Source organism: Streptomyces sp. NPDC048623 (assembly GCF_040650755.1).
Classification (GTDB): domain Bacteria; phylum Actinomycetota; class Actinomycetes; order Streptomycetales; family Streptomycetaceae; genus Streptomyces.
Window position 1 is genome coordinate 171042 of sequence record NZ_JBEZHV010000001.1, and the last position, 22684, is coordinate 193725.

Sequence of the window (22684 nt, forward strand, 5' to 3'; positions counted from 1 at the left end):
CTGCGGTCAGGCCACGCCGTAACTCGCGTAGCACATCTGCCTGGCCGGGCCGGTCATGGTGGCGCAGGGGGACTTGGCGGCCCCGACGCCGGTACGGGGGTCCGCGCCGGCCTCGTACGCGTCGCGGTGGACGGGGCGGGCCTGGAGGGGCAGCGCGCCCGGGGGACGGGGGTGTGGGGTGCGCCGGGTGTTCATGGGACTCTCCTCTCGTGAGCCGAGGGTCAGTAGGAGCCGAGGAAGGTGTGGACCGGGGCGAGGGTGACCGGCAGCTCGTCGCTCACGTCGATGGTGAACTGGTACGAGAGCCGGGACCTGCGCTCGTCCTCCGGGTCGTAGAAGGTCACGGTCACGTCCTGGCAGTCCGAACCGACGCGGCAGTACGGGCTCTTGGTGACGGTGATGTTGTCGAGCGCGAACAGGTTCTTGCTGGAGCCCGGCACCTTGCTCGACGACAGCAGGCCCTGCGCCAGCATGTTGCTGAACGAGTAGGTGTTGGTGCCCATGAAGTTGAGTGCGCGGTCGGCGGAGGTCTGCCCCAGGTTGCGGAACTGGTAGTAGATCTTGTCGAGGAAGGAACGGATCGTGAGGTCCAGCTCGTCCGTGTTGCGGACCGTGACCTTCTGCCTGCCGGCCTCTTCCTTGATCTGCTTGATGACGGTGTCGACGAGCACGGACTCGTGCCAGGTGTACAGGCCCCGGCTCTTCACCTCGACCACGGGCACGATCTGGCCGGAGTAGAGACGCGTGGTGCGGCCGGTGAGGACACCGGGGATGGACACGCGGGAGATGTAGTCGGTGCGCTTGTCCTTCTGCCGCTCGACGTTGATGGCCTGCCCCGCGATGGCGTCGCGGAACACGCGGTAGACGGTCGACACCGGGGGACTGGCCATCATCGCGAGGATCTGGTCGGCGGACTTCTTCTTCGCGGCGGCGAGCTGTGCGACTGTCTTGCGCGCCTTCTGGACCTCTTCGGGGAGTACCAGCGGCTGACCCCAGTCCATGGCCACGGGGGCCTCGGCCTCAAGCGCGTACACCGTGGCCCCGTCCATGACGAGGGTCCAGGTGAGCTTGTCGCACGCCCAGGGGGCGCCCATGAGGTAGTCGTGGAGCTGGTTCACGTTGTACGGATCGGGTTCCTGCTCGACTTCCTCGTCTTTGACGGTGGTGGAGATGTACGGCATCTGCTGCCGGAAGCCGTCGCGGCGGGCCTCGGTCGGGTAGTCGAAGCCGATGGTGCCGATCGCGTAGACCAGCTGGCGTCCCCCCGTCGTACCAACGTCTCCGCCTCCGCAGGTGCAGGTGGCCGGGTCGCCGCCGCATCCGCACGCGGGGCGTACGCCGGAGTGCGGGGAGGCGTACACGGGGGCCGGGGGCTGGACCTGCGCCTGTACGGGGGCCGGCGGCGGGGGCTGGACCGGTGCCGGTGCCGGGGCGTGGACCGGGGGCGGCGCGGCTGCTCCGCCGTCCGCGGTGATGCCCGCCGGCACCGGTGCCGGGGTCTGGGGCGGGGGTGAGGGCGGAAGGGGCGCGGGCGCCGGGGTCTCGTACCCGGCGGGGGCCACCGCGGGTGCGGGTGCGGGTGCGGGTGCGGGAGCAGGCGTGGGCGCGGGGGCGGCCGCGGGACTGGCTGCGGCTGCGGCGGCTGCTGCGGATTCGGCTGCGGGAGTGGTCACGGCTGTGTCCTCTTTCCTGGTCCTGGTGACGTGGGCGAGCGCCCGGACGGCGTCCAGGCTGCCGCCGAGCCCGCGGCGGCAGGCCGGGGCGTCCGGGTCGGCGCAGTGGCCGGGGGCGGTGGCCGTCGTGAGCAGGGTCTGCCCCGCGGCCTTCGGGTCCGCCGTGCCGCCGCCGGCCAGCTGGGCCGCGACGAGCAGGGCCGCCGTACCGGCCACGAGGGGGGTGGCGAAGCTGCTCCCGGTCAGGGCGGCGGTGCCGCCGCCGGGGGCGGCGCCCTCGATGTCCTGGCCGGGGGCGAGGATTCCGTGGGTGCGGTAGGCGGCACCCCAGTTGCTGAGGTCGAGCGGCCGGCCGTCGGCCGCGGCGGCGCCGACGGCCAGGACGGAGGGGTGGGCGGCGGGCACCTGGAGGGTGTCGGCGCCGTCGTTCCCGACGGCCGAGACGACGAGCACGCCGCGGTCCGCGCAGAGCCGCAGGGCCCGGTCGAGCAGGGGGTCGGCCTGCCCGTCGGCGGCCCGTTCGCCGCCGCTGATGTTGATGACGTGCGCGCCCTCCTCGACCGCCCGCTCGATGGCGCGGGCCAGGTCGAGCTGAGGCACCCGGCCGTCGCCGTCGTCGCGGAAGACCGGCAGGACAAGGCCGCGGCAGCGCGGGACGAGCCCGGTGACGGGACTGCCGGGGCCGGGCACGCCGAAGAGGAGGCCGGCGACGTGGGTCCCGTGCAGGGACATCGGGCCGGTTCCGGCGGGCTCGCTCACGAGGGTGTCCAGGCGGGTCAGGTCGGCGCCGGCGAAACAGGGGTGGGCGAGGTCGACGGGTCCGTCGAGCAGCGCCACGCACACCCGGGGGTCGCCGAACGGCTCACCGGGCCGTGCGCGGAGTTCGCCGAGGACCTCCCGAGGCTTCATCCCGACCTCCCGATCCGCCGGCCGTCCGGCCCGCTGCTACGTCGGTACGAGCGTCGGGGGGCGTCGTTCCGGGAATGTCGCCCGGAACGTCACCCGGACTGTCCAAGCGGCGTCGCCGGAGCGTTTCCGGAGCGTGCGCGTGACCATTTCCGGGGCGTCTGCGCCCCCGGTCAGAACGCCGCGCGGGGCGGGCCGGGGGCCGGCCGGGATGCGTCGGCGTCGGGCGGAGAGACGCCGTGAGGCGCGGGCTGCCGGGCGGGGAGGGGCGGGCCGGCGGGGCGGGGAGCGGATGCGTGATCCACGGGCCGGTTGCACAGTGAGGGGTGTGTCATCGAACGGCGTATTCCTCGAACTGCTCGGGGCCTTCGAGCTCTCATACGCCGGATGCCGCATCCCCCTCCCCTCAGGGGCACAGCGCCTGTTGGCGCTGCTCGCGGTGCACACGGCCGGCGTGTACCGGGGTGCGGCAGCCGAGCTGCTCTGGCCCGACTGCATCCCGAGCAGGGCGTCCGCGAACCTCAGGACCGCGCTGTGCCACGGCCGCCGGGCCGGGCCTGTGACGGCGGTCGAGTGCGTGGACCGGCGGCTGCGGCTCGCCCCGGTCGTGGACGTCGACCTGAACCTCGTACGGGTGACGGCGCAGCGCGCGGCGACGGACGGCGTCCCGGCCGCGGAACGCGAGACCCTGGTGGCACGCCTCCAGGACGAGCTGCTGCCGCAGTGGCCGGACGAGTGGCTGGTCCTGGAGCGCGAGCGCTGGGACCAGCTGCGGCTGCACGCGCTTGAGGCCCTCGCGGAGCGGCTGCGCCGCGAGGGCGAGTATCTGGAGGCGTTCCAGACGGCGTTGACCGCGACCCAGATCGACCCGATCAGGGAGACGGCGCAGCGGATCCTGCTGGAGATCCTGCTGGCCGAGGGCAACCGGGCGTGCGCGGTGAAGCGCTACCAGGAGTACCGGCGCCTGCTGCGGCGGGAGTTGGCGGTCGAGCCGTCACCCCTGATGACCCGTCTGGTCCAGGACGCGATCTCGGCGTGAGGCGGGGGCGGGCCGGTCGCTGCCGCGGTCGCTGCCGCGGTCGCTGCCGCGGGCGCTGCCGCGGACGCTCATGACCACCCGCGAGCGAGACTTCGTCAGGCGCAGGGAGACGGCGACCGCGGCGAGGCCGAGCAGCGTCATCGCGGCGCCCGCCCAGGCCGGGGAGGCGAAGCCGAGGCCGGCGTCGATGACGGTGCCGCCGAGCCAGGGGCCGCCGGTGTTGCCGAGGTTGAAGGCGGCGGTGGTGGTGGCGCCGGCGAGGGTGGGGGCGGCGCCGGCGACGTTGAACAGACGGGCGTTGAGAGCGGGGGCCGTGTAGAAGGCGGAGACGCCGAGGAGGAAGGTCAGCGCGATCGTGGCGACCGGGCTCGACGCGAACAGGGCGAGCGCGACGAGGAAGACGGTGGAGGCGGTGATGCCGCTGAGGAGGACGCCGAAGAGGTGGGCGTCGGCGACGCGGCCGCCGATGTACGTGCCGAGGAGGGCGCCGATGCCGAAGAGGGCGAGGACGCCGGAGACCCAGCTCTCGCCGAGGCCGGAGACGTCGGTGAGCAGCGGGGCCAGGTAGGAGAAGGCGCAGAAGACGCCACCGGCGGCGAGGGCGGTGACGAGGACGGCGAGCAGCACCTGCCGGTCGCGGTAGATGACCAGTTCGTGCTTGAGCCGGGGCCTGGTCTCGGGCAGCGGGATGTGCGGGATGCGGGTGACGACGCCGGCGAGGGCTGTCGCGGAGGCGGCGGCGACAGCCCAGAACGCCGAGCGCCAGCCGAGGTGTTCGCCGAGGAAGGCGCCGGCGGGGACGCCGAGCACGTTGGCGATGGACAGGCCGCCGATCATCACGGCCATGGCCCGGGCGCGGGCGCTCATCGGCACCATGGCGATGGCGACGCCCGCGCCGACCGCCCAGAAGCCGGCGCAGGCGAGCGCGCTCATCACGCGCGAGACGAAGAGCACCGCGTAGTTCGGCGCGAGCGCGCCGGCGACCTGGCCGAGGCCGAAGAGGCTGATCAGGGCGATGAGGGTGGTCTTGCGGGGCAGCCGGAGCGTGGCGACGGCGAGCAGCGGAGCGCCGACCACCATGCCGATGGCGAAGGCGGAGATGAGGAGTCCGGCGCGGGGGATGGACACGTGCATGTCCTCCGCGATGGGCGGCAGGAGCCCGGACAGCATGAACTCGCTCGTGCCGAGCGCGAAGACGGAGAGGCCGAGGATGTAGACGGCCAGGGGCATGCGGGTGGCGGCGGTGGCGGTGGCGGTGGAGGTGCCGGTGGTCGGGGCGGGTCCGGGGGACGGCGGTGTGGCTTCGGCGTTCGTCGACGGCATGTCAGGGCCAACCCGGGGTTAGTCCCTGTCATTCCTCCGTGAGCGAACGTCTCGCGATCCGGGACGGGACGGGGTGGGGGCAGGGGCCTGCAGCCCCTGGTGCACCCGCAGCAGCAGGGTGTGGAGGGTGCGCCGCTCGTCCGCGTCGAGCGGGGCGAGGAGCTCGTCCTGGACGGCGCGGGCCTCGGCGTCGAGCTCGGCGAGGGCGGTCCGCCCCTCGGGGGTGAGGGACACCGAGACCCGGCGCCGGTCGCGCGGATCGCGGGCCCGCCCGACCCAGCCGGCGGCGGCCAGCTGGTCGATCACCTTGGTCATGTCGCTGGCGTCCACTCCGAGCCGTACGACCAGATCCCGCTGCGCGTGCGGCCCGAAGTCGGCGAGCGCGGCGAGCACCGCCATGTCCCACAACCGCAGTTCGCGCGGCGCGAGCCGGGCGGCGAGCCGGCCGCGGGCGGTCTTGCCGACGCGGGAGAGGAGGTAGGTGCTCAGGTCGAGCAGGGTGGGCGGGGCGGCGTGTGCGGAGTCCATGCGGGAATTCTAGGTGCACCCCTATAGTGGGCCTGCACCTACTGATGGCAGCCTCCTGCGAGGAAGGCCCTGCGAGGAAGGCCCGGCATGGACGCCCCGTACCCCCGGCTGCTCGTCACCCGCTTCGCCGACTGCTTCCACTTCTACGACGCGGTCCTCCCGCCCCTGACCGGCGCCCGCCTGGCGAAGGGCGCCCCGTCGGGCCCGTACGCCAACTGGGACCGGGACGACCGCGCCGTCCTCTCGCTCTTCGACCGCACCGCGATGGCCGCCACCCTCGGCACCACCGCGCTCCCCCCGGCCCCGGCCCCCGCCCAGGACACCGCCGTCCTCGTCTTCCACGTCCCCGACGTGGACCGCTCCTTCACCCTCTGCCTCGCCCACGGCGCCACCCCCGCCACCACCCCGGCCGACCGCCCCGAGTGGGGCCCGACCCTCCGCAGCGCCCACGTCCGCGACCCGGAGGGCCGCCTGATCGAGCTTCAGTCGTACTGAGTCCGACCGGGACGACCGGCGCAGGCGAGACGCTGCGGTGTCCGTGACGTGGTGGCAGCGTACGCACATGCGGACAGGCTTCCGCGATGGCGGGTCAAGGGTCGACTCGTTCACCAGGCGACCCTCATGGCGTGGATGTCCCGGGTGTCCAGGCCGAGCCCGAAGCCCGCCGCCATGACGAGGCTGAGGCATCACCGCCGTTGCAGGGCGCGCTGCTCCTGTCGTTCGCCGGCGACCAGGTACGGGCGGATGAGGGCGGTCGCCGCTCTGTCGAGCGTTTCCCGGGCGAAGTGCCGCCTGGCCGGGGCGTAATTCGCGGGCGTGTGGCGACGGCGGGGCCTACTCTGCCCGTCATGATCGACTGGAAGGGCGTCGAGGCCGCCGACTGTGCCGTGCCCGCTGACCGGCCCCTGGACGACCTCGTCTCCGAGCTGTCCCGTGCCCTGGCGGATCCCGATCCACTGGTCCGGGACGGCGCGCCCTACACCGTCCTCGCGACCTGGATCGCTCGCGGGGTGATCGGGACGTCCCGGCAGCTGGAGCTGGGGGACGAGATGGCCGCCCGGTTCACCGACCCGCGGGTCGAGGCCCGCGCCTTCGCGCCCCTCGTGCTGGACATGCTGGTGACCGCGGGGGACTTCAGGGCCGGTTGGGTGGACGCGTTCGAGCGCTGGTATCCGGCGGAGCGGGATCTGCGCGGCCACGACGAGACACTCGGCTGGCTTCACGCGGTGGCGCATGGTGCGGACCTGCTCGCCGGCTTCGGCCGTCACCCCGAGGTGGCGCCGGTGCGGATGCTGGACCTCGCAGCCGCGCGGCTGACGGCGCCCACCGACCATGTCTACGACCAGTTGGAGGACGACCGCCTGGCCCGGGCGATCGGCCGGGTCCTCACCCGAACCGACCTGGGCGAACGCGACGCCGTCGGCTGGCTGGATCCGATCGCCGACCGCTTCGGGGCCGACCGCATCAGCACCCCGGTGCCCGCTCACATCAGCAACTGCCTGCGCACCCTGCGCCTGCTCTACATCCTCGCCGACCGGGGTGTGCGTCCCACCAGCGAACTGCCCGCGCAGCCTCTCCACCACCGTGACGCGGTCAAGTCCGGCATCGCCGCCGTCCTCGACCGGATCGTCAAGCGCTGACCGACGACGCCCCGGTCCGGTCCGGACCGGCCGCCAGGCGGCTCAGCCTTCGCCGGCCGGATCCGTCAGTTCCTTCAGCTCCCGCTCCAGGTTCTCCCGGGCCCGCTCCTCCCACACCGCCGCGCCGTACGGGGTCCTGAACAGGCGGGGCAGGGCGAGGAGTTGGCGGAGGACGGAGGCGCGGCCCTCGCGGAAGGCGGCGTCCGGGACGAAGGCGTATTCCTCGCGGACCGCCGCCGTATACCCCTGGTAGGTATCGGGCCGGCTCGCCAGGATCGCGAGGTCCGCGTCGCACAGCGTCTCGCCGTTGAGGTCGCCGGGGGCCGGGTCGTGGGTGATCGTGAGGCGGACCAGGCGGGCGACCTCGGTGACCTCGTGGGGGGTCAGGCCGGCCTCGGTGAGGGCGCGTTCGGCGAGGGCGGCGGAGCGTTCCTCGTTCTCGGTGCGGTCCGGGCGGTAGACCGCGTCGTGGAACCAGGCGCCGAGGCGGACGAGTTCCAGCTCTCCGCCCTCTCCGCCCTGGTCGGTCAGTTCGTCGATGCGGTCGAGGACCGCCCGCAGGTGGTCGGCGGTGTGGTAGCGGCGGTGCGGTTCGGTCCAGCGGGACAGCAGGTTCCGGCCGTACGGCACGGGGTCGGGGCCCCCGCGGCCGGCCCGCGCCGCGAGCAGGGTCGTCGTCCAGCGGTGGAGCAGTTCCTGCTCCCGGTCTGCCTGGTCTGCCTTCATCGGGGCGGTCATGGGGGCATTCTGCCGCCCGGCCCCCGGCCGTGGCCGGTATGCCGCCGGTACGCATCGTGCGCCCGGTCCGTTCGTGGTCCGCCCATGGGCCGTCCGGTGGCCGTTCGCGGTCCGGCCGCGGTCCGTTCGCGGTCCGGCCGCGGTCCGGCCGCGGCGTGTCCCATCCGGCCCTCAACTCGCTCTTACATACCCCCCACGGGTATGCTACGGTCCTCCGTGCAGGTACCCCCCAGGGGTATGTAACCGCGAGTGAAGGGTCAGGGCAATGTCAACCGCAACCGTCAATCCCCGGCGCTGGTGGGCACTTGCCGTGCTTGCCGCCGCGCAGTTCATGGTCATCATGGACACCTCGATCATCGGCGTCGCACTGCCGAAGATGCAGGAGCAACTGGGCTTCTCCCAGAGCGAGCTGCAGTGGGTGTTCAACGCCTACGTCATCGTCTTCGGCGGTCTGCTGCTGCTCGGCGGCCGCCTCTCCGACCTCGTCGGAGCCCGCAAGATCTTCGTCTCCGGCTGGGCGATCATGATCGCCGGCTCGATCGTCGCCGCGGCCGCGCAGACCGCCTGGGTCGAGATCGTCGGCCGCGCCGTCCAGGGCGTCGGCGGTGCGCTCATCGCGCCCTCCGCGATGACCCTGCTGATGATGCTCTTCATGCACGACCCGCGCGAGCTCGGCAAGGCGATGGCGCTCTACGGCGCCGCGGCCCCGGCCGGCGGCACCGCCGGTGTCTTCCTCGGCGGCGTGTTCACCGAGTGGGCCTGGTGGCAGCTGTGCTTCGTCATCTACGTCCCGATCGGCCTCGCGACCCTCGCCGCGACCAGGCTCCTCCCGAACGTCGAGTCCCGCCGCGGCTCCGTCGACATCATCGGCGCCGTCTCCGTCACCGCCGGTCTCGCCCTCGGTGTCTTCGCCGTCGTCCGCGCCCCCGAGGTCGGCTGGGGCACCACCGCCACCGTCCTCGAACTCCTCGGCGCCGTCGTCCTCATCGGCCTCTTCTTCGTGATCCAGACGGCCGTCCGCGAGCCCCTCATGCCGCTCAGCGTCTGGCGGGTCCCGCGCCTCGGCTCCGCCAACCTGGCCATGACGCTGCTCGGCGCTGCCTGGATCCCGATGTGGTACTTCCTCAACCTCTACCTCCAGCAGGTGCTCGGTTACGGGGCCTTCGCGTCCGGCGCCGCGCTCCTCCCGATGACCGTGCTCCTCATGATCTTCATGACGGCCATCACCGCCCGCCTCATGGGCCGGTTCGGGGCCAAGCCGCTCATCGGCATCGGTCTGCTCGTCCTCGCCGCCGGCCTGGTCTGGCTGTCCGCCGTCGAGCCCACCGGCACCTTCCTGGTCGACGTCCTGCCGGCCTCGCTCGTCGCCGCCCTCGGCATGTCCCTCGCCTACATCCCGACGATGATGACCGCCATGTCCGGCGCCCCGCAGGAGCAGGCCGGTCTCGCCTCCGGCATCGTCAACACCACCTACAACGTCGGCTCCGCGCTCGGCCTCGCCGCGCTCACCGCCGTCGCCATGTCCCAGGGCGCCGCCCGGCTCGGCAACCTGCCCAAGCTCACCGAGGGCTTCTCCGCCGCCTTCATCGGCGCCGCGGTCATCGCCGCGGTCGGCGGCATCGTCACCCTCCTGGTGATGAAGTCCGACAGGGCCCCGGCCGCCGACGCCCCGGCCGCCGCCCCGCAGGGCGAGAAGGTCTCCGCGTAACCGGCCCAGCCTGCCGTACGAGCCCCGAGGGGCCGCCCGATGTTCCGTACGCCGGACATCGGGCGGCCCCTTTCCCGTACCTCCAGAACCCCGTCCGAGAGGAACCCGCCATGGACATCGGCACCCGCGCCGTCCACGTCGCCAACCCGCCTCTTTCGCCCGGCAGTCACCCGCTCTCCGTCCCCCTCGTCCAGTCCTCCGCCTTCGCCTTCTCCTCCGCCGACGAACTCGCCGAGGCCATGGCCGGGCCCGACGGGCCGTACGTCTACAGCCGGCGCGGCAATCCGACCGTACGGGCCCTGGAGCAGACCCTCGCCGGGCTCGAAGGGGGCGCCGGGGCCATCGCCTTCGCGTCCGGGATGGGGGCGATCAGCGGCGTGCTGCTCGCGCTGCTCAAGCCCGGCGACCGGGTGGTCGCGCAGCGCTGTCTGTACGGCGGGACCTACGCGGTCCTGTCCGACCTCGCCGCCCGCCACGGCATCCACGTCACCTACGTGTCGGGCGACGACGTGGCGGAGTTCGAGGCCGCCGCGCAGCACCCCGCGACCCGGCTGCTCGTCCTGGAGACGATCGCCAACCCGACCGGCCGGGTGCCCGAGCTGCCGGCGCTGCTCGCCGCCGCCCGCCGGACGGGGGTGACCTCCGTCGTCGACAACTCCCTCGCCTCGCCCGTCCTCTGCCGCCCCCTGGAGCTGGGCGCGGACGTGGTCGTGCACTCCACCACCAAGTACCTCGCCGGGCACTCCGACGTGCTCGGCGGCGCCGCCGTCTTCGCCGACGACGCCCTGCGCCGTACGGTCTGGCCGCGCACGGTCGAACTCGGCGCGTGCGCCGACCCGTTCGCCGCCTGGCTCACCCTGCGCGGGATACCGACCCTCCCGCTGCGGATGCGCGAGCACTGCGCCAACGCGGCCGTGCTCGCCGAACGGCTCGCCCGCCGCCCCGACGTCACGGCCGTGCACTACCCGTGGCTGGCCGGCCATCCCTCGTACGCCACCGCCCGCAAGGTCCTGTCGGGCGGAGGCGGGCTGCTGTCCTTCGAGCTCGCGGGCGGGCGCGAGGCCGGCCGGGCCTTCATCGAGGGCGTACGGGTCGCGAAGCTCGCGCTGTCCCTCGGCGGCGTGGAATCGCTGGTCACCCACCCGGCCTCCACCTCCCACCGCGAGCTGGACGCCGAGGCGCTGGCGGCCGCCGGGATCGCGCCCGGGCTCGTGCGCCTGTCGGTCGGCGTGGAGGACGTCGAGGACCTGTGGGAGGACGTCAGGCAGGCACTCCGACAGGCCCTGGACCGGGGGTGATTCCAGCTTTTTTTGGGTTGACAAAATAAATGAGTGATTCGTAGATTGGGGGATGCCAGGAAACGACCACTCCTAGGTCAAGGAGGGCGCGAGATGCGCTACTTCGAGGACTTCCGGCCCGGCGACGTCCACGAGCTGGGCACCGTCACCGTCACGGCGGAGGAGGTGCTGGAGTTCGGCAGGCGCTTCGACCCGCAGCCCTTCCACACGGACCCCGAGCTCGCCGAGGACTCGCAGTTCGGCGGGCTGATCGCCAGCGGCTTCCACACCCAGGCGATGTTCATGCGCCGCTACGTCGACGGGCTGCTCGCCTACAGCGCCTGCATGGGCTCGCCCGGCATCGACGAGGTCCGCTATCTGCGTCCCGTGCGCCCCGGCGACGTCCTCACCGCGCGCGTCGAGATCCTCGGCGCCACGCCGTCGCCGTTCAACCCCACCAGCGGCACCGTCAAGCCGCGCTGCACGCTGGTGGCCGCCGACGGGACGGCCGTGTTCAGCATGATCCTGCACAGCATCTTCCGGCGCCGTCCCGCCGGGTCCGAGGCCGGTCGTCTGTCGTCGATGCCCGCCGCCGAGGACCCGGCCGGGTGCTGCGGCCGCACGAGGAAGAGCGTGCCCGCAGTGGCCATGAGCGCCTGAGACCAGGTGCCTGAGACCGGGTGCCTGAGAGCGCGCCGAACACGGCCGTCCGAACACCCCCCACCTGCGAAGTGACCACCCACCAGTGAAGGGAGACCTCCTGTGGAGGCCGTATCCCGCACCGCCCAGTGGACCGCCGCCGCGCGTGCCCTGGAGACCGAGCGCGAGGACCGGCTGTTCGCCGATCCCTACGCGCGCACCGTCGCCGACCAGATCGGCTTCGAACTGCTCGAGCGCTACGCCGGCGGCGGCACCGTGCCGTTCCTCGCCATCCGCACCACCTACCTGGACCGCCAGATCGTGAGGACGGTCGAGGAGCGCGGCATCAAGCAGGTCGTCTTCCTCGCCGCCGGCATGGACACCCGCTTCTTCCGGCTGCCCTGGCCCGACGGCGTCACCGTCTACGAGCTCGACCGCCCGGCGCTCCTGGAGGCCAAGGCCGAGATGCTGGCCCAGGAACCCGCGCCGGCCGGCCGTACCCGGATCACCGTCCCCGTCGACCTCACCCAGGACTGGACCGGCCCCCTGAAGGAGGCCGGCTGGAAGAGCGAGGAGCCCGTCCTCTGGGTCGTCGAGGGCCTGCTGTTCTTCCTGCCCGAGCAGGCCGTCCGCACCCTCATCGCGCTGCTCGCCGCGCACGCCGCCCCCGGCTCCGTGCTGCTCGGCGACGTCATCTCCAAGGCCGCCCTGGAGAACCCGCTCGCCCGGTCCTTCATGAAGGCCCTGGAGGAGGACGGCAACCCGTGGCTCTTCGGCACCGAGGAGCCCGAGGCGCTGCTCGCCGACTGCGGCTGGGCGGTGCGCGAGGTCAGGCAGCCGGGCGAGCCCGGCGCCGACTTCGACCGCTGGCCCTACCCGGTGCCGGCCCGCTCCGTCCCGCGCGTGCCCCGCTCCTTCCTGTTCACCTGCGATCTCCCCGCGTACGAGGAGGACAAGGCCGCATGAGCGCCCACAGCACAAGTGCCCACGACTTCCACCAGAAGGTCATCACCGACGCCGGCGCGGCCGTGCGCGGACTGACCGTCGCCCTCGGCGAGCGCCTCGGCCTCTACAAGGCCCTGGCCTCCGACGGCCCGCTCACCGCCGCGCAGCTCGCCGGGAAGACCGGCACGAACGAGCGGTACGTCGAGGAGTGGCTGCACGCCCAGCTGTCCGCCGGGTACGTGGAGCGGCACCCGAGCTCGCTCACGTACACCCTGCCCGCCGACCACGTCGAGGTGCTCGCCGACCCGACCGCGGTCACCTACGCCGCCGGCTTCTTCACGGCGCTCAAGGCGCTGTACGCCACCGAGGACCTGCTCGTCGAGGCGTACCGGACCGGTGACGGCGTCGGCTGGGCCGAGCACGACGCGGCGCTCGACACCGGCATGGGCTCCTTCTTCCAGCCGACGTACGAGCACAAGCTCGTCCCGGACTGGCTGCCGTCCCTGCACGAGGTCACCGACAAGCTGGCCGCCGGCGGCACCGTCGCCGACGTCGGCTGCGGCGTCGGCCACACCACGCTGCTCATCGCCAGGGCCTTCCCGAACGCCACCGTCCACGGCTTCGACTACTCCGAGGAGGCCATCTCGATCGCGCGCCAGCTCGCCGAGGAGGCCGGCCTGTCCGACCGGGTCGTCTTCGACGTCGCCTCGGCCGACGACTACCCGGGCTCCGGCTACGACCTGGTCTGCTTCTTCAACGCCCTGCACGACATGGGCGACCCGGTCGCCGCCGCCCAGCACGTGCACAAGTCGCTCGACGCCGACGGCACCTGGATGCTCGTCGAGTCGAACGTCTCGCCCGCCGACATCGACACCCAGACCCCGGCCGCCCGCATGTTCATGGCCCTGTCCGCCGTGATGTGCCTGCCCGTCGCGGTCGCCCAGCGCGGCCCGCACGCGCTCGGCAACCACTCCGGCGAGAAGGCCTTCCGCGCCATCGCCGAGGAGGCCGGCTTCACCCGCTGGCGGCGCGCGAACGAGACCCCGGTCAACGCGGTCTACGAAGTCCGGCCGTAGCGGCCGATCCCGGCCCCGACCCCCGACACCACGAGGAGCGAGAACATGGGCGCCGCCCTGCCCGTCACCGACCGGTTCATGGAGATCCTGGAGCGGCTCAGCGAGCGTTCCGTCGAGGACTACTACAACCCGTACCAGACCTTCCAGTGGCCCGAGACGCTGGAGGAGAAGCAGTACTGGATGACTCCGGAGCTGCTCAGCGTCTACGGCACCGACCACTTCGACACCCTCGGCGAGGAAACGCTTCAGCGGCTGTCGAAGTGGGAGTCGATCAACTTCTACAGCCTCAACGTGCACGGCATCCGCGAGCTCCTCATCGAGGTCATCGGCCGCATCCACATGCCCGGCTTCGAGGTCCCGTCGGACTTCTTCCACCACTTCATCGGTGAGGAGAACGAACACATGTGGTTCTTCTCCGAGTTCTGCCGCCGGTACGGCGACAAGATCTACGGCTCCCCCGCCATGAGCGCCGACTCCGCCTGGGAGCCCGAGATCGAGAACTTCCTGGTCTTCACCCGCATCCTGTTCTTCGAGGAGCTGGTCGACCACCACAACTCCCTGATGGGCAAGGACGCCTCCCTCTGCCACACCGTCCGCGAGGTCAACCGCATCCACCACCAGGACGAGTCCCGTCACATCGCCTTCGGGCGCGAGCTGGTCTCGCTGCTCTACCTGCGCATGTGCGAGGCGGTCAGCGCCGAGCGGATCCGGGAGGTCGAGGCGTACCTCAAGCGCTATGTCGTCTTCAGCATCAACTCGCTCTACAACCCGCAGGTGTACAAGGACGCCGGCATCGCGGACCCGCTCGGCCTGCGCAAGAGCCTGATCGCCGACGAGCGCCGCCGCGCCGTCGAGCGCAGGATCATCCGCAAGCCGCTGGCCTTCTTCCAGAAGATCGGGATCTTCTCCGACGACTCCCTGCCGGTCCTCTGAGCACGGGGACCCGCCCCGAGAGGTGAAGAGATCATGACCGTGACGACCCCCGGGACGCAGAGCGTCGGGGAGACCAAGGGCGCGACACGGGGACTTCCCGTGCTCGGCCCCGAGGGGACCCGCCTGCTGCGGCTCCTCGACGACACCTTCGAGGGCTGGGGGGTGGCCGCGGGCGCCCGCCCGATGACCATGCCCCCGCTGCTCCCGGCCGCCGACCTGGCCCGGCTCGACTACTACGACAACTTCCCCCACCAGGCCGTCGTCGCCGCCCCGCTCGACCTGGAGCGGCGCGCGACCGAGCCCTTCTCCGCCGACACCGGCTGCTTCCCGGCCACGGCGCTCGAACCGGCCGCGCTCGCACTGCCCTCGGCGTCCTGCTACGCCGTCTACCTCACCCACCAGGGGACCCGGGTCGCCGACGACACCCTCGTCACGATCTGCTCCTGGTGCTTCCGCAAGGAGACCCACTACGAGGGGATGCGGCGCCAACTCGGCTTCCGCATGCGGGAGATCGTGGCCATCGGCGGGCGCGAGCACGCCGAGGCCCACCTGGCGGACTTCACCGCCCGGATCCACGTTTTCGCCGCGGCGCTCGACCTGCCGCTGCGCAAGGAGGCCGCCTGCGACCCGTTCTTCGACAAGGGCGGCTCCAAGGCGCTGCTCCAGCGGCTCACGCCGGTGAAGCACGAGTTCCTGTACGAGGACCTGGCGATCGCCTCGGTCAACACGCACCGGAACTTCTTCGGCGACCGCTGCGACATCACCCTGGAGTCCTCCGGCGGGCCCGCTTTCACCAGCTGTGTCGCCTTCGGCCTGGAACGCTGGCTGTCGGCGCTGACCCGCCGGCACGGCGGCTGGGAGGCCGCGACCGAGGCGGTCCTCGACGCGAACGCCCGCATGCGCACCGATGCGAGCGCCGCGAGTGCCGCGAGTGCCGCGAGTGCCGCGAATGGTGCGAGTCTCGCGGCCGGGCCGGTGATCTGACGTGCCGGCCCGTCCCGTGGCCCCGCCGGCGGGCGGCCTGGGCTGGGCGAACCTCGGCATGGACATCGTGTCCGTCAACCGTGTCCGCAGGCTTCTCGCGCAGTACGGCGAGAGGTTCTTCGAGCGGATGCTCACCCCCGGCGAACTCGACGACTGCCGCACGGCCGGCGGGCTCGACGTCCTGAGCCTGTGCGGCCGGATCGCGGCCAAGGAAGCGGCCTTCAAGACGTTACGGGTCCGGGGCAGGTTCCTGCCCTGGCCGGACATCGTCGTACGCCGCTCCGAGGGCGGCTGGCCGCTGGTGGAGCTGCGCGGACCCGCGGCCGAGATGGCCCAGGAGTCCGGCATCTCCGAGATCACCGTGTCCATCAGCCACGACGTGGACTACGCGGTCGCGGTCGCCGCGCCGATCATCGCCCCCACCCCGTACGTGACGCCCCCACCCCGCACGTAACCAGCAGCAGTAGCTAATGAGGAGAAGCATCATGGCCGACGGCCTGCAGACCGTGAAGAACTGGATCCTCGAGCGTCACCCCGAGCGCGACGACATCGCCTCCGACCTCGACCTGATCGAGAACCGCCTCATCGACTCGCTGTCCTTCGTCGAGTTCGTCTTCCTCCTGGAGCAGGAGAGCGGCACCGCGATCCAGATGGAGACCCTGGAGGTCGACTCCATCCGTACCCTCGGCGCCATCGAGCAGCACTTCTTCGCCGACGACAAGACGGCGGTGCAGGCATGAGCCGCCGCCTGTTCACCTCGGAGTCCGTGACCGAGGGCCACCCCGACAAGATCGCGGACCGGATCAGCGACACGATCCTGGACGCCCTGCTCGCCCAGGACCCGCACTCCCGGGTCGCGGTCGAGACCCTGATCACCACCGGCCAGGTGCACATCGCCGGCGAGGTCACCACCTCCGCCTACGCGCCGATAGCGCAGCTGGTGCGGGACGCGGTCCTGGACATCGGTTACGACTCCTCCGCCAAGGGCTTCGACGGCGCCTCCTGCGGTGTGTCGGTGTCCATCGGCGCGCAGTCGCCCGACATCGCGCAGGGCGTCGACACCGCCCACGAGGCGCGGGTCGAGGGCGCGGAGGACGAGCTCGCGTCCCAGGGCGCCGGCGACCAGGGCCTGATGTTCGGCTACGCCTGTGACGACACCGCCGAACTGATGCCGCTGCCGATCGCGCTCGCGCACCGCCTGTCGCGCCGCCTGACCGAGGTCCGCAAGGACGGCACCGTGCCGTATCTGCGCCCGGACGGCAAGACCCAGGTCACCATCGAGTACGACGGCGACCGGCCGGTCCGTCTCGACACGGTCGTCGTCTCCTCCCAGCACGCCGCCGACATCTCGGTCGAGGGCCTGCTCGCCCCGGACGTGCGCGAGCACGTCGTCGAGCACGTCCTCAAGCAGCTCGCCGAGGAGGGCGTGAACCTGGAGTCCGACGGCTACCGGCTGCTGGTCAACCCGACCGGGCGTTTCGAGATCGGCGGCCCGATGGGCGACGCCGGCCTCACCGGCCGGAAGATCATCATCGACACGTACGGCGGCATGGCGCGGCACGGCGGCGGCGCGTTCTCGGGCAAGGACCCGTCGAAGGTCGACCGCAGCGCCGCGTACGCGATGCGGTGGGTCGCGAAGAACGTGGTCGCGGCGGGTCTGGCCAAGCGCTGCGAGGTGCAGGTCGCGTACGCGATCGGCAAGGCCGAGCCCGTCGGCCTCTTCGTGGAGACCTTCGGCACGGGCTCCCTGCCCGACGAGCGGATCCAGGAGGCCGTCAGCGAGGTCTTCGACCTCCGTCCGGCCGCGATCATCCGCGATCTGGACCTGAAGCGCCCCGTCTACGCGGCCACGGCGGCGTACGGGCACTTCGGCCGCGAGCTCCCGGAGTTCACCTGGGAGCGCACCGACCGGGTCGAGGCCCTGAAGCAGGCAGCGGGGGTCTGAGAAATGCGTATCGCTGTCACGGGATCCATCGCGACCGACCATCTGATGACCTTCCCCGGCTGGTTCAGCGAACAGCTGATCGCCGACCGGCTCGACAAGGTCTCCCTGTCGTTCCTCGCCGACAACCTGGAGGTCAGGCGCGGCGGAGTGGCAGCGAACATCGCCTTCGGACTCGGCGTGCTCGGCCTGCGCCCCGTCCTCGTGGGCGCGGTCGGCGCCGACTTCGAGCCGTACCGGATCTGGCTGAAGGACCACGGTGTGGACACCGACTCGGTGCGTGTCAGCGAGGCGCTCCACACCGCCCGGTTCGTCTGTACGACCGACCGGGCGCAGAACCAGATCGCCACCTTCTACGCCGGGGCGATGGCCGAGGCCCGCGAGATCGACCTGCGGGACGTCCTCGCCCGCACCGGGCGCCTCGACCTGGTGCTCGTCTCCCCGGACGACCCCGAGGCGATGCTGCGCCACGCGCGCGTGTGCCGCGAGCTCGGGGTGCCGTTCGCCGCCGACCCCTCGCAGCAGCTCGCGCGGCTCGACGGCGCCCAGGTGGCGGAACTGGTGGACGGGGCGCGCTTCCTGTTCACCAACGAGTACGAGACGGCCCTGCTGTCGGAGAAGACCGGCTGGCCGGAGGCGGAGGTGCTGCGCCGGGTCGGCACCTGGATCACCACCCACGGCGAGGCCGGGGTACGGATCCGGGGCGAGGCCCGGGCCCCGCTCGCCGTGCCGGCGGTGCCCGCGGTCGCGGGCGTGGTCGACCCCACGGGCGTCGGCGACGCCTTCCGGGCCGGCTTCCTCGCCGGAACGCTGTGGGGCGTGCCCGAGCGGTGCGCGGCCCAGCTGGGCTGCGCGGTCGCCTCGACCGTCCTCGACTACGTGGGGACGCAGGAGTACCGGCTGCACCGCGACTCGCTCCTGGACCGCATCCGGACGACGTACGGCGTGGGCTGCACCGCGGAGCTGCTCAGCCATCTGAGGGGGCTGACATGAGCCGGTCGAAGGTTTCCCTCCGTGAGGAGTTCGGCAGGCGGGTCGTGGTCGCGGACGGGGCGATGGGCACCATGCTCCAGGCCGCCGACCCGAGTCTCGACGACTTCCAGAACCTGGAGGGCTGCAACGAGATCCTGAACCTCACCCGGCCCGATGTCGTGGCCTCCGTCCACGACGCCTACTTCGCGGTCGGCGTGGACTGCGTCGAGACCAACACCTTCGGCGCGAACCTGGCGGCGCTCGCCGAGTACGGCATCGAGCAGCGCGTGTACGAGCTGTCCGAGGCGGGTGCGCGGATCGCCCGCGGGGTCGCCGACACGCACACGGCCGCCGACGGGCGCCCGCGCTGGGTGCTCGGCTCCATGGGCCCGGGCACCAAACTGCCCACGCTCGGCCACGTCACGTACGAGCCGCTGCGGGACGCGTACCGGCAGAACGCGGAGGGGCTGCTCTCCGGCGGCGCGGACGCGCTGCTCGTCGAGACCTCGCAGGATCTGCTGCAGACCAAGGCGGCCGTCATCGGCGCCCGGCGAGCGCTCGACGCGTTCGGCATGGACCTGCCGCTGATCGTGCAGGTGACGGTCGAGACGACGGGGACGATGCTCCTCGGGTCGGAGATCGGCGCCGCCCTGACGGCCCTGGAGCCACTGGGCATCGACATGATCGGCCTCAACTGCGCCACCGGCCCGGCCGAGATGGCCGAGCATCTGCGGCACCTCTCCCGGCACGCCCGCATCCCGGTGTCCGTCATGCCCAACGCCGGTCTGCCGGTGCTCACTTCGGAGGGCGCGCACTATCCGCTGTCGCCGGCCGAACTGGCGGACGCGCAGGAGGCCTTCGTACGGGACTACGGCCCTGCCCTCGTCGGCGGCTGCTGCGGTACGACTCCGGAGCACCTGCGGGAGATCGTGGAACGGGTGCGGGGCGCGGCGGTGCCGGCCAGGACGCCGGCCGCCGAGCCGGGGGCCTCGTCGCTCTACAGCCATGTGCCGTTCCGCCAGGACACGTCATACCTGGCCATCGGCGAGCGGACGAACGCCAACGGTTCGAAGAAGTTCCGCGAGGCGATGCTGGAGGGCCGCTGGGACGACTGCGTCGAGATGGCGCGGGACCAGATCCGCGAGGGCGCGCACATGCTCGATCTGTGCGTGGACTATGTCGGGCGTGACGGCGTCGCCGACATGGCGGAGCTGGCCGGGCGTTTCGCGACGGCCTCGACGCTGCCGATCGTGCTCGACTCCACCGAGGTGGGGGTGCTGCGGGCCGGTCTGGAGAAGCTGGGCGGCCGAGCGGTGCTCAACTCGGTCAACTACGAGGACGGCGACGGGCCCGAGTCGCGGTTCGCGCAGGTCACGGCGCTCGCGCGGGAGCACGGCGCGGCGCTGATGGCGCTGACGATCGACGAGGAGGGACAGGCCCGGACGGCGGAGAAGAAGGTCGGGATCGCGGAGCGCCTGATCGCCGACCTGACGGGGCGGTGGGGGATCAGGGAGTGCGACATCCTGATCGACACCCTCACCTTCACGATCTGCACGGGCCAGGAGGAGTCACGGGGCGACGGGATCGCGACGATCGAGGCGATCCGGGAGCTCAAGCGGCGGCACCCCGATGTGCAGACGACCCTGGGGTTGTCGAACATCTCCTTCGGGCTCAATCCGGCGGCGCGGATCGTTCTCAACTCGGTGTTCCTGGACGAGTGCGTGAAGGCCGGCCTGGACTCGGCCATCGTGCACGCGTCGAAGATCCTTCCGATCGCCAGGCTTGAGCCGGAGCAGGTCGAGGTCGCGCTCGATCTGATCTACGACCGGCGACGGGAGGGCTATGACCCGCTGCAGCGGTTGCTTGAGCTGTTCGAGGGCGCGACGGCGAAGTCCCTGAAGGCCGGCAAGGCGGAGGAGCTCCTCGCCCTGCCGCTGGAGGAGCGCCTGAAGCGGCGGATCGTGGACGGCGAGAAGAACGGCCTGGAGGCGGATCTGGATGCGGCGCTGGTGGGGCGGCCGGCGCTGGAGATCGTCAACGAGGTGCTGCTGGACGGCATGAAGACGGTCGGGGAGCTGTTCGGCTCGGGGCAGATGCAGCTGCCGTTCGTGCTGCAGTCGGCGGAGGTGATGAAGACCGCGGTGGCGTATCTGGAGCCGCACATGGAGAAGTCGGATGCGGGGGACGGGAAGGGCACGATCGTGCTCGCGACCGTGCGCGGTGATGTGCACGACATCGGAAAGAATCTTGTCGACATCATCCTGTCCAACAACGGCTACAACGTGGTCAACATCGGGATCAAGCAGCCGGTTTCGGCGATCCTGGAGGCTGCGGAGGAGCACCGGGCCGATGTGATCGGGATGTCGGGCCTGCTGGTCAAGTCCACGGTGATCATGAAGGAGAATCTGGAGGAGCTGAACGGGCGCGGGCTGGCCGACAGGTATCCGGTGATCCTGGGCGGTGCGGCGCTGACCAGGGCGTATGTCGAGCAGGACCTGCACGAGCTGTATGACGGCGAGGTCCGTTACGCGCGGGACGCCTTCGAGGGCCTGCGGTTGATGGACGCGCTCATGGCGGTGAAGCGGGGCGTGCCCGGAGCCGTACTGCCGGAGCTGAAGCAGCGGCGCGTGCCCAAGCGGGAGGCCCCGGTCCTGGAGGTGCGCGAGGCGGAGCCGGCCGGACGTTCCGATGTGGCCGCCGACAACGTCGTACCGGAGCCGCCGTTCCTCGGGACGAAGGTGGTCAAGGGAATCCAACTGGGCGAGTACGCCTCGTGGTTGGACGAGGGTGCGCTGTTCAAGGGCCAGTGGGGCCTGAAGGACAAGGAGCTGATCGAGTCGGAGGGCCGGGCGCGGCTGCGCGGCTGGCTGGACCGCATCCAGACCGACCGGCTGGTCGAAGCGGCCGTGGTCTACGGCTACTTCCCGTGCGTGTCCAAGGGCGACGACCTGATCGTCCTGGACGAGGACGGGAACGAGCGGACCCGCTTCTCCTTCCCCCGCCAGGAACGGGGCCGGCACCTCTGCCTGGCGGACTACTTCCGCCCGGAGGACTCCGGCGAGGTCGATGTCCTGGGCCTCCAGATCGTCACCGTGGGGTCGAGGATCGGGGAGGAGACGGCGAAGCTGTTCGCCGCCGACTCGTACCGCGACTACCTCGAACTGCACGGCCTGTCCGTGCAGTTGGCGGAGGCTCTGGCGGAGTACTGGCACGCACGGGTGCGCGGCGAGTGGGGCATCGGGGGCACCGACGCGGCAGGCCTGGAAGGCATCCTGCGCACCGAGTACCAGGGCTGCCGCTACTCCCTCGGCTATCCCGCCTGCCCCGACCTGGAGGACCGGGCGAAGATCGCCGCGCTGCTGCGGCCGGAGCGGATCGGGGTCGCGCTGTCGGAGGAGTACCAGCTGCACCCCGAGCAGTCCACGGACGCCTTCGTCGTCCACCACCCCGAGGCGACCTACTTCAACGCGGGAGGCCGCAGGTGAAGCCGACCTTCTCGTTCGAGTTCTTCCCGCCGAAGACCGACAGGGGTGAGCGGACGCTGTGGAACGCCATCCGCCGCGTGGAGGCGCTCGCGCCGGACTTCGTCTCCGTGACGTACGGCGCCGGCGGCTCCTCCCGCGACCGCACCATCGACGTCACCCAGCGCATCGTCCGCGAGACCACCCTGCGGCCGGTCGCGCACCTCACGGCCGTCGGCCACTCGGTGGCCGAGCTGCGCGCGATCATCGGCGCCTATGCCGACGCCGGTGTCCGTGACGTCCTCGTCCTGCGTGGCGACCCTCCGGGCGACCCGTGCGGCGAGTGGACCGCGCACCCGGACGGTTTCACCCACGCGTACGAACTCGTCGAGCTCGTACGGTCCTTGGGGGAGTTCCGGATCGGCGTCGCGGCCTTCCCGGAGGGCCACCCGCGCTCGCCCGACTGGGAGAGCGACATCAGGCATTTCGTCGCCAAGTGCCGGGCGGGCGCGGACTACGCGATCACCCAGATGTTCTTCGACCCGGAGGACTATCTGCGGCTCCGGGACCGGGTCGCGGCGGCCGGCTGCGACACCCCGATCATCCCGGAGATCATGCCCGCCACCGACGTACGGCAGATCCGCCGCTTCGCCGAGCTGTCGAACGCTGCCTTCCCCGAGGACCTGGCGCACCGTCTGGAGGCGGCGAAGGACGACCCGGCCGCCGCGTACCGGATCGGGGTGGAGCACGCGACCGCGATGGGCGAGCGGCTGCTCGCCGAGGGCGCGCCCGGCCTGCACTACATCACGCTCAACAAGTCCACGGCGGCCCTCGAAATCCACCGATCGATCCAAGCTTCCCGAGCTTCAAGGAGCCTCGCACGTGTCTGAGTTCACCGAT

Annotated in this window: 21 protein-coding genes; 16 read left to right on the forward strand and 5 right to left on the reverse strand. The window is 71.8% G+C overall.

Annotation, left to right across the window (positions count from 1 at the left end; translation table 11 throughout):
• Positions 1–6 precede the first annotated feature (6 nt).
• Together AB0C73_RS00865 and AB0C73_RS00870 are read right to left on the reverse strand one after the other, a co-directional pair.
• A complete protein-coding gene (locus AB0C73_RS00865; protein ID WP_362523104.1) occupies positions 7–195 on the reverse strand; it encodes a hypothetical protein in 189 nt (62 codons plus the stop codon).
• Positions 196–221: 26 nt separating this feature from the next.
• Entirely contained in the window at positions 222–2582 is a 2361-nt protein-coding gene (locus AB0C73_RS00870; RefSeq protein ID WP_362523106.1) for a S8 family serine peptidase, read from the reverse strand.
• A gap of 325 nt (positions 2583–2907) precedes the next feature.
• Between AB0C73_RS00870 and AB0C73_RS00875 the strand changes: the two genes are divergently transcribed.
• Positions 2908–3618: a BTAD domain-containing putative transcriptional regulator gene (locus AB0C73_RS00875; RefSeq protein ID WP_362523108.1), complete on the forward strand. Its 711-nt coding sequence runs from the start codon at positions 2908–2910 to the stop codon at positions 3616–3618.
• On the opposite strand, the gene AB0C73_RS00880 is transcribed toward AB0C73_RS00875, so the two are convergent.
• Entirely contained in the window at positions 3574–4848 is a 1275-nt protein-coding gene (locus AB0C73_RS00880) for a Cmx/CmrA family chloramphenicol efflux MFS transporter (protein ID WP_362523843.1), read from the reverse strand. The genes AB0C73_RS00875 and AB0C73_RS00880 overlap by 45 nt on opposite strands.
• Before the next feature lie 111 nt (positions 4849–4959).
• Positions 4960–5469, reverse strand: a complete 510-nt coding sequence (locus AB0C73_RS00885; RefSeq protein WP_362523110.1) for a MarR family winged helix-turn-helix transcriptional regulator — start codon at positions 5467–5469, stop codon at positions 4960–4962.
• An 87-nt stretch (positions 5470–5556) separates the two neighbouring features.
• Between AB0C73_RS00885 and AB0C73_RS00890 the strand changes: the two genes are divergently transcribed.
• Together AB0C73_RS00890 and AB0C73_RS00895 are read left to right on the forward strand one after the other, a co-directional pair.
• Entirely contained in the window at positions 5557–5964 is a 408-nt protein-coding gene (locus tag AB0C73_RS00890; RefSeq protein ID WP_362523111.1) for a glyoxalase/bleomycin resistance/extradiol dioxygenase family protein, read from the forward strand.
• 353 nt (positions 5965–6317) lie between these two features.
• Positions 6318–7109: a DUF2785 domain-containing protein gene (locus tag AB0C73_RS00895; RefSeq protein ID WP_362523113.1), complete on the forward strand. Its 792-nt coding sequence runs from the start codon at positions 6318–6320 to the stop codon at positions 7107–7109.
• 42 nt (positions 7110–7151) lie between these two features.
• On the opposite strand, the gene AB0C73_RS00900 is transcribed toward AB0C73_RS00895, so the two are convergent.
• Entirely contained in the window at positions 7152–7847 is a 696-nt protein-coding gene (locus AB0C73_RS00900; RefSeq protein WP_362523115.1) for a hypothetical protein, read from the reverse strand.
• Between the two features lie 265 nt (positions 7848–8112).
• Here AB0C73_RS00900 and AB0C73_RS00905 point away from each other — a divergent pair, with 265 nt between their 5' ends.
• The 13 genes from AB0C73_RS00905 (at position 8113) to metF (ending at position 22674) form a co-directional block, all read left to right on the forward strand.
• Positions 8113–9555, forward strand: coding sequence for an MFS transporter (locus tag AB0C73_RS00905; protein ID WP_362523117.1), 1443 nt, complete (start codon positions 8113–8115; stop codon positions 9553–9555).
• A gap of 110 nt (positions 9556–9665) precedes the next feature.
• Positions 9666–10853 (forward strand): aminotransferase class I/II-fold pyridoxal phosphate-dependent enzyme, encoded by a 1188-nt coding sequence (locus tag AB0C73_RS00910; protein WP_362523119.1) that lies wholly within the window; start codon positions 9666–9668, stop codon positions 10851–10853.
• 93 nt (positions 10854–10946) lie between these two features.
• Complete coding sequence (locus tag AB0C73_RS00915; protein ID WP_362523121.1) at positions 10947–11492, forward strand: MaoC family dehydratase; 546 nt, start codon at positions 10947–10949, stop codon at positions 11490–11492.
• 102 nt (positions 11493–11594) lie between these two features.
• On the forward strand, positions 11595–12437 hold the full coding sequence (locus AB0C73_RS00920) for an SAM-dependent methyltransferase (protein ID WP_362523122.1): 843 nt from the start codon (positions 11595–11597) through the stop codon (positions 12435–12437).
• Positions 12434–13492: a class I SAM-dependent methyltransferase gene (locus tag AB0C73_RS00925; protein ID WP_362523124.1), complete on the forward strand. Its 1059-nt coding sequence runs from the start codon at positions 12434–12436 to the stop codon at positions 13490–13492. The genes AB0C73_RS00920 and AB0C73_RS00925 overlap by 4 nt, the downstream gene beginning before the upstream one ends.
• A 45-nt stretch (positions 13493–13537) precedes the next feature.
• Positions 13538–14425, forward strand: coding sequence for a diiron oxygenase (locus AB0C73_RS00930; protein WP_362523125.1), 888 nt, complete (start codon positions 13538–13540; stop codon positions 14423–14425).
• Positions 14426–14458: 33 nt separating this feature from the next.
• Positions 14459–15409 carry a hypothetical protein gene (locus AB0C73_RS00935; RefSeq protein WP_362523127.1) on the forward strand — a complete coding sequence of 317 codons (951 nt, stop codon included), beginning with the start codon at positions 14459–14461 and terminating at the stop codon, positions 15407–15409.
• A gap of 1 nt (position 15410) precedes the next feature.
• A complete protein-coding gene (gene acpS / locus AB0C73_RS00940; RefSeq protein WP_362523129.1) occupies positions 15411–15863 on the forward strand; it encodes a holo-ACP synthase in 453 nt (150 codons plus the stop codon).
• Between the two features lie 31 nt (positions 15864–15894).
• Complete coding sequence (locus tag AB0C73_RS00945; RefSeq protein ID WP_362523130.1) at positions 15895–16149, forward strand: acyl carrier protein; 255 nt, start codon at positions 15895–15897, stop codon at positions 16147–16149.
• Positions 16146–17354, forward strand: coding sequence for a methionine adenosyltransferase (metK, locus tag AB0C73_RS00950; protein WP_362523132.1), 1209 nt, complete (start codon positions 16146–16148; stop codon positions 17352–17354). Before AB0C73_RS00945 ends, metK begins: the two co-directional genes overlap by 4 nt.
• Before the next feature lie 3 nt (positions 17355–17357).
• On the forward strand, positions 17358–18344 hold the full coding sequence (locus AB0C73_RS00955) for a carbohydrate kinase family protein (RefSeq protein ID WP_362523134.1): 987 nt from the start codon (positions 17358–17360) through the stop codon (positions 18342–18344).
• A complete protein-coding gene (gene metH, locus AB0C73_RS00960) occupies positions 18341–21808 on the forward strand; it encodes a methionine synthase (protein WP_362523136.1) in 3468 nt (1155 codons plus the stop codon). The genes AB0C73_RS00955 and metH overlap by 4 nt, the downstream gene beginning before the upstream one ends.
• Positions 21805–22674, forward strand: coding sequence for a methylenetetrahydrofolate reductase [NAD(P)H] (metF, locus tag AB0C73_RS00965; protein WP_362523137.1), 870 nt, complete (start codon positions 21805–21807; stop codon positions 22672–22674). The genes metH and metF overlap by 4 nt, the downstream gene beginning before the upstream one ends.
• Positions 22675–22684: the final 10 nt, after the last annotated feature.

What these genes read in the sequence shown, in the direction of transcription:
- AB0C73_RS00865 (WP_362523104.1), bottom strand. Translation starts at nt 195, where the DNA reads ATGAACACCCGGCGCACCCCACACCCCCGTCCCCCGGGCGCGCTGCCC.
- AB0C73_RS00870 (WP_362523106.1), bottom strand. Translation starts at nt 2,582, where the DNA reads ATGAAGCCTCGGGAGGTCCTCGGCGAACTCCGCGCACGGCCCGGTGAG.
- AB0C73_RS00880 (WP_362523843.1), bottom strand. Translation starts at nt 4,848, where the DNA reads ATGCCCCTGGCCGTCTACATCCTCGGCCTCTCCGTCTTCGCGCTCGGC.
- AB0C73_RS00885 (WP_362523110.1), bottom strand. Translation starts at nt 5,469, where the DNA reads ATGGACTCCGCACACGCCGCCCCGCCCACCCTGCTCGACCTGAGCACC.
- AB0C73_RS00890 (WP_362523111.1), top strand. Translation starts at nt 5,557, where the DNA reads ATGGACGCCCCGTACCCCCGGCTGCTCGTCACCCGCTTCGCCGACTGC.
- AB0C73_RS00895 (WP_362523113.1), top strand. Translation starts at nt 6,318, where the DNA reads ATGATCGACTGGAAGGGCGTCGAGGCCGCCGACTGTGCCGTGCCCGCT.
- AB0C73_RS00900 (WP_362523115.1), bottom strand. Translation starts at nt 7,847, where the DNA reads ATGACCGCCCCGATGAAGGCAGACCAGGCAGACCGGGAGCAGGAACTG.
- AB0C73_RS00905 (WP_362523117.1), top strand. Translation starts at nt 8,113, where the DNA reads ATGTCAACCGCAACCGTCAATCCCCGGCGCTGGTGGGCACTTGCCGTG.
- AB0C73_RS00910 (WP_362523119.1), top strand. Translation starts at nt 9,666, where the DNA reads ATGGACATCGGCACCCGCGCCGTCCACGTCGCCAACCCGCCTCTTTCG.
- AB0C73_RS00915 (WP_362523121.1), top strand. Translation starts at nt 10,947, where the DNA reads ATGCGCTACTTCGAGGACTTCCGGCCCGGCGACGTCCACGAGCTGGGC.
- AB0C73_RS00925 (WP_362523124.1), top strand. Translation starts at nt 12,434, where the DNA reads ATGAGCGCCCACAGCACAAGTGCCCACGACTTCCACCAGAAGGTCATC.
- AB0C73_RS00930 (WP_362523125.1), top strand. Translation starts at nt 13,538, where the DNA reads ATGGGCGCCGCCCTGCCCGTCACCGACCGGTTCATGGAGATCCTGGAG.
- AB0C73_RS00935 (WP_362523127.1), top strand. Translation starts at nt 14,459, where the DNA reads ATGACCGTGACGACCCCCGGGACGCAGAGCGTCGGGGAGACCAAGGGC.
- AB0C73_RS00945 (WP_362523130.1), top strand. Translation starts at nt 15,895, where the DNA reads ATGGCCGACGGCCTGCAGACCGTGAAGAACTGGATCCTCGAGCGTCAC.
- metK (WP_362523132.1), top strand. Translation starts at nt 16,146, where the DNA reads ATGAGCCGCCGCCTGTTCACCTCGGAGTCCGTGACCGAGGGCCACCCC.
- AB0C73_RS00955 (WP_362523134.1), top strand. Translation starts at nt 17,358, where the DNA reads ATGCGTATCGCTGTCACGGGATCCATCGCGACCGACCATCTGATGACC.
- metH (WP_362523136.1), top strand. Translation starts at nt 18,341, where the DNA reads ATGAGCCGGTCGAAGGTTTCCCTCCGTGAGGAGTTCGGCAGGCGGGTC.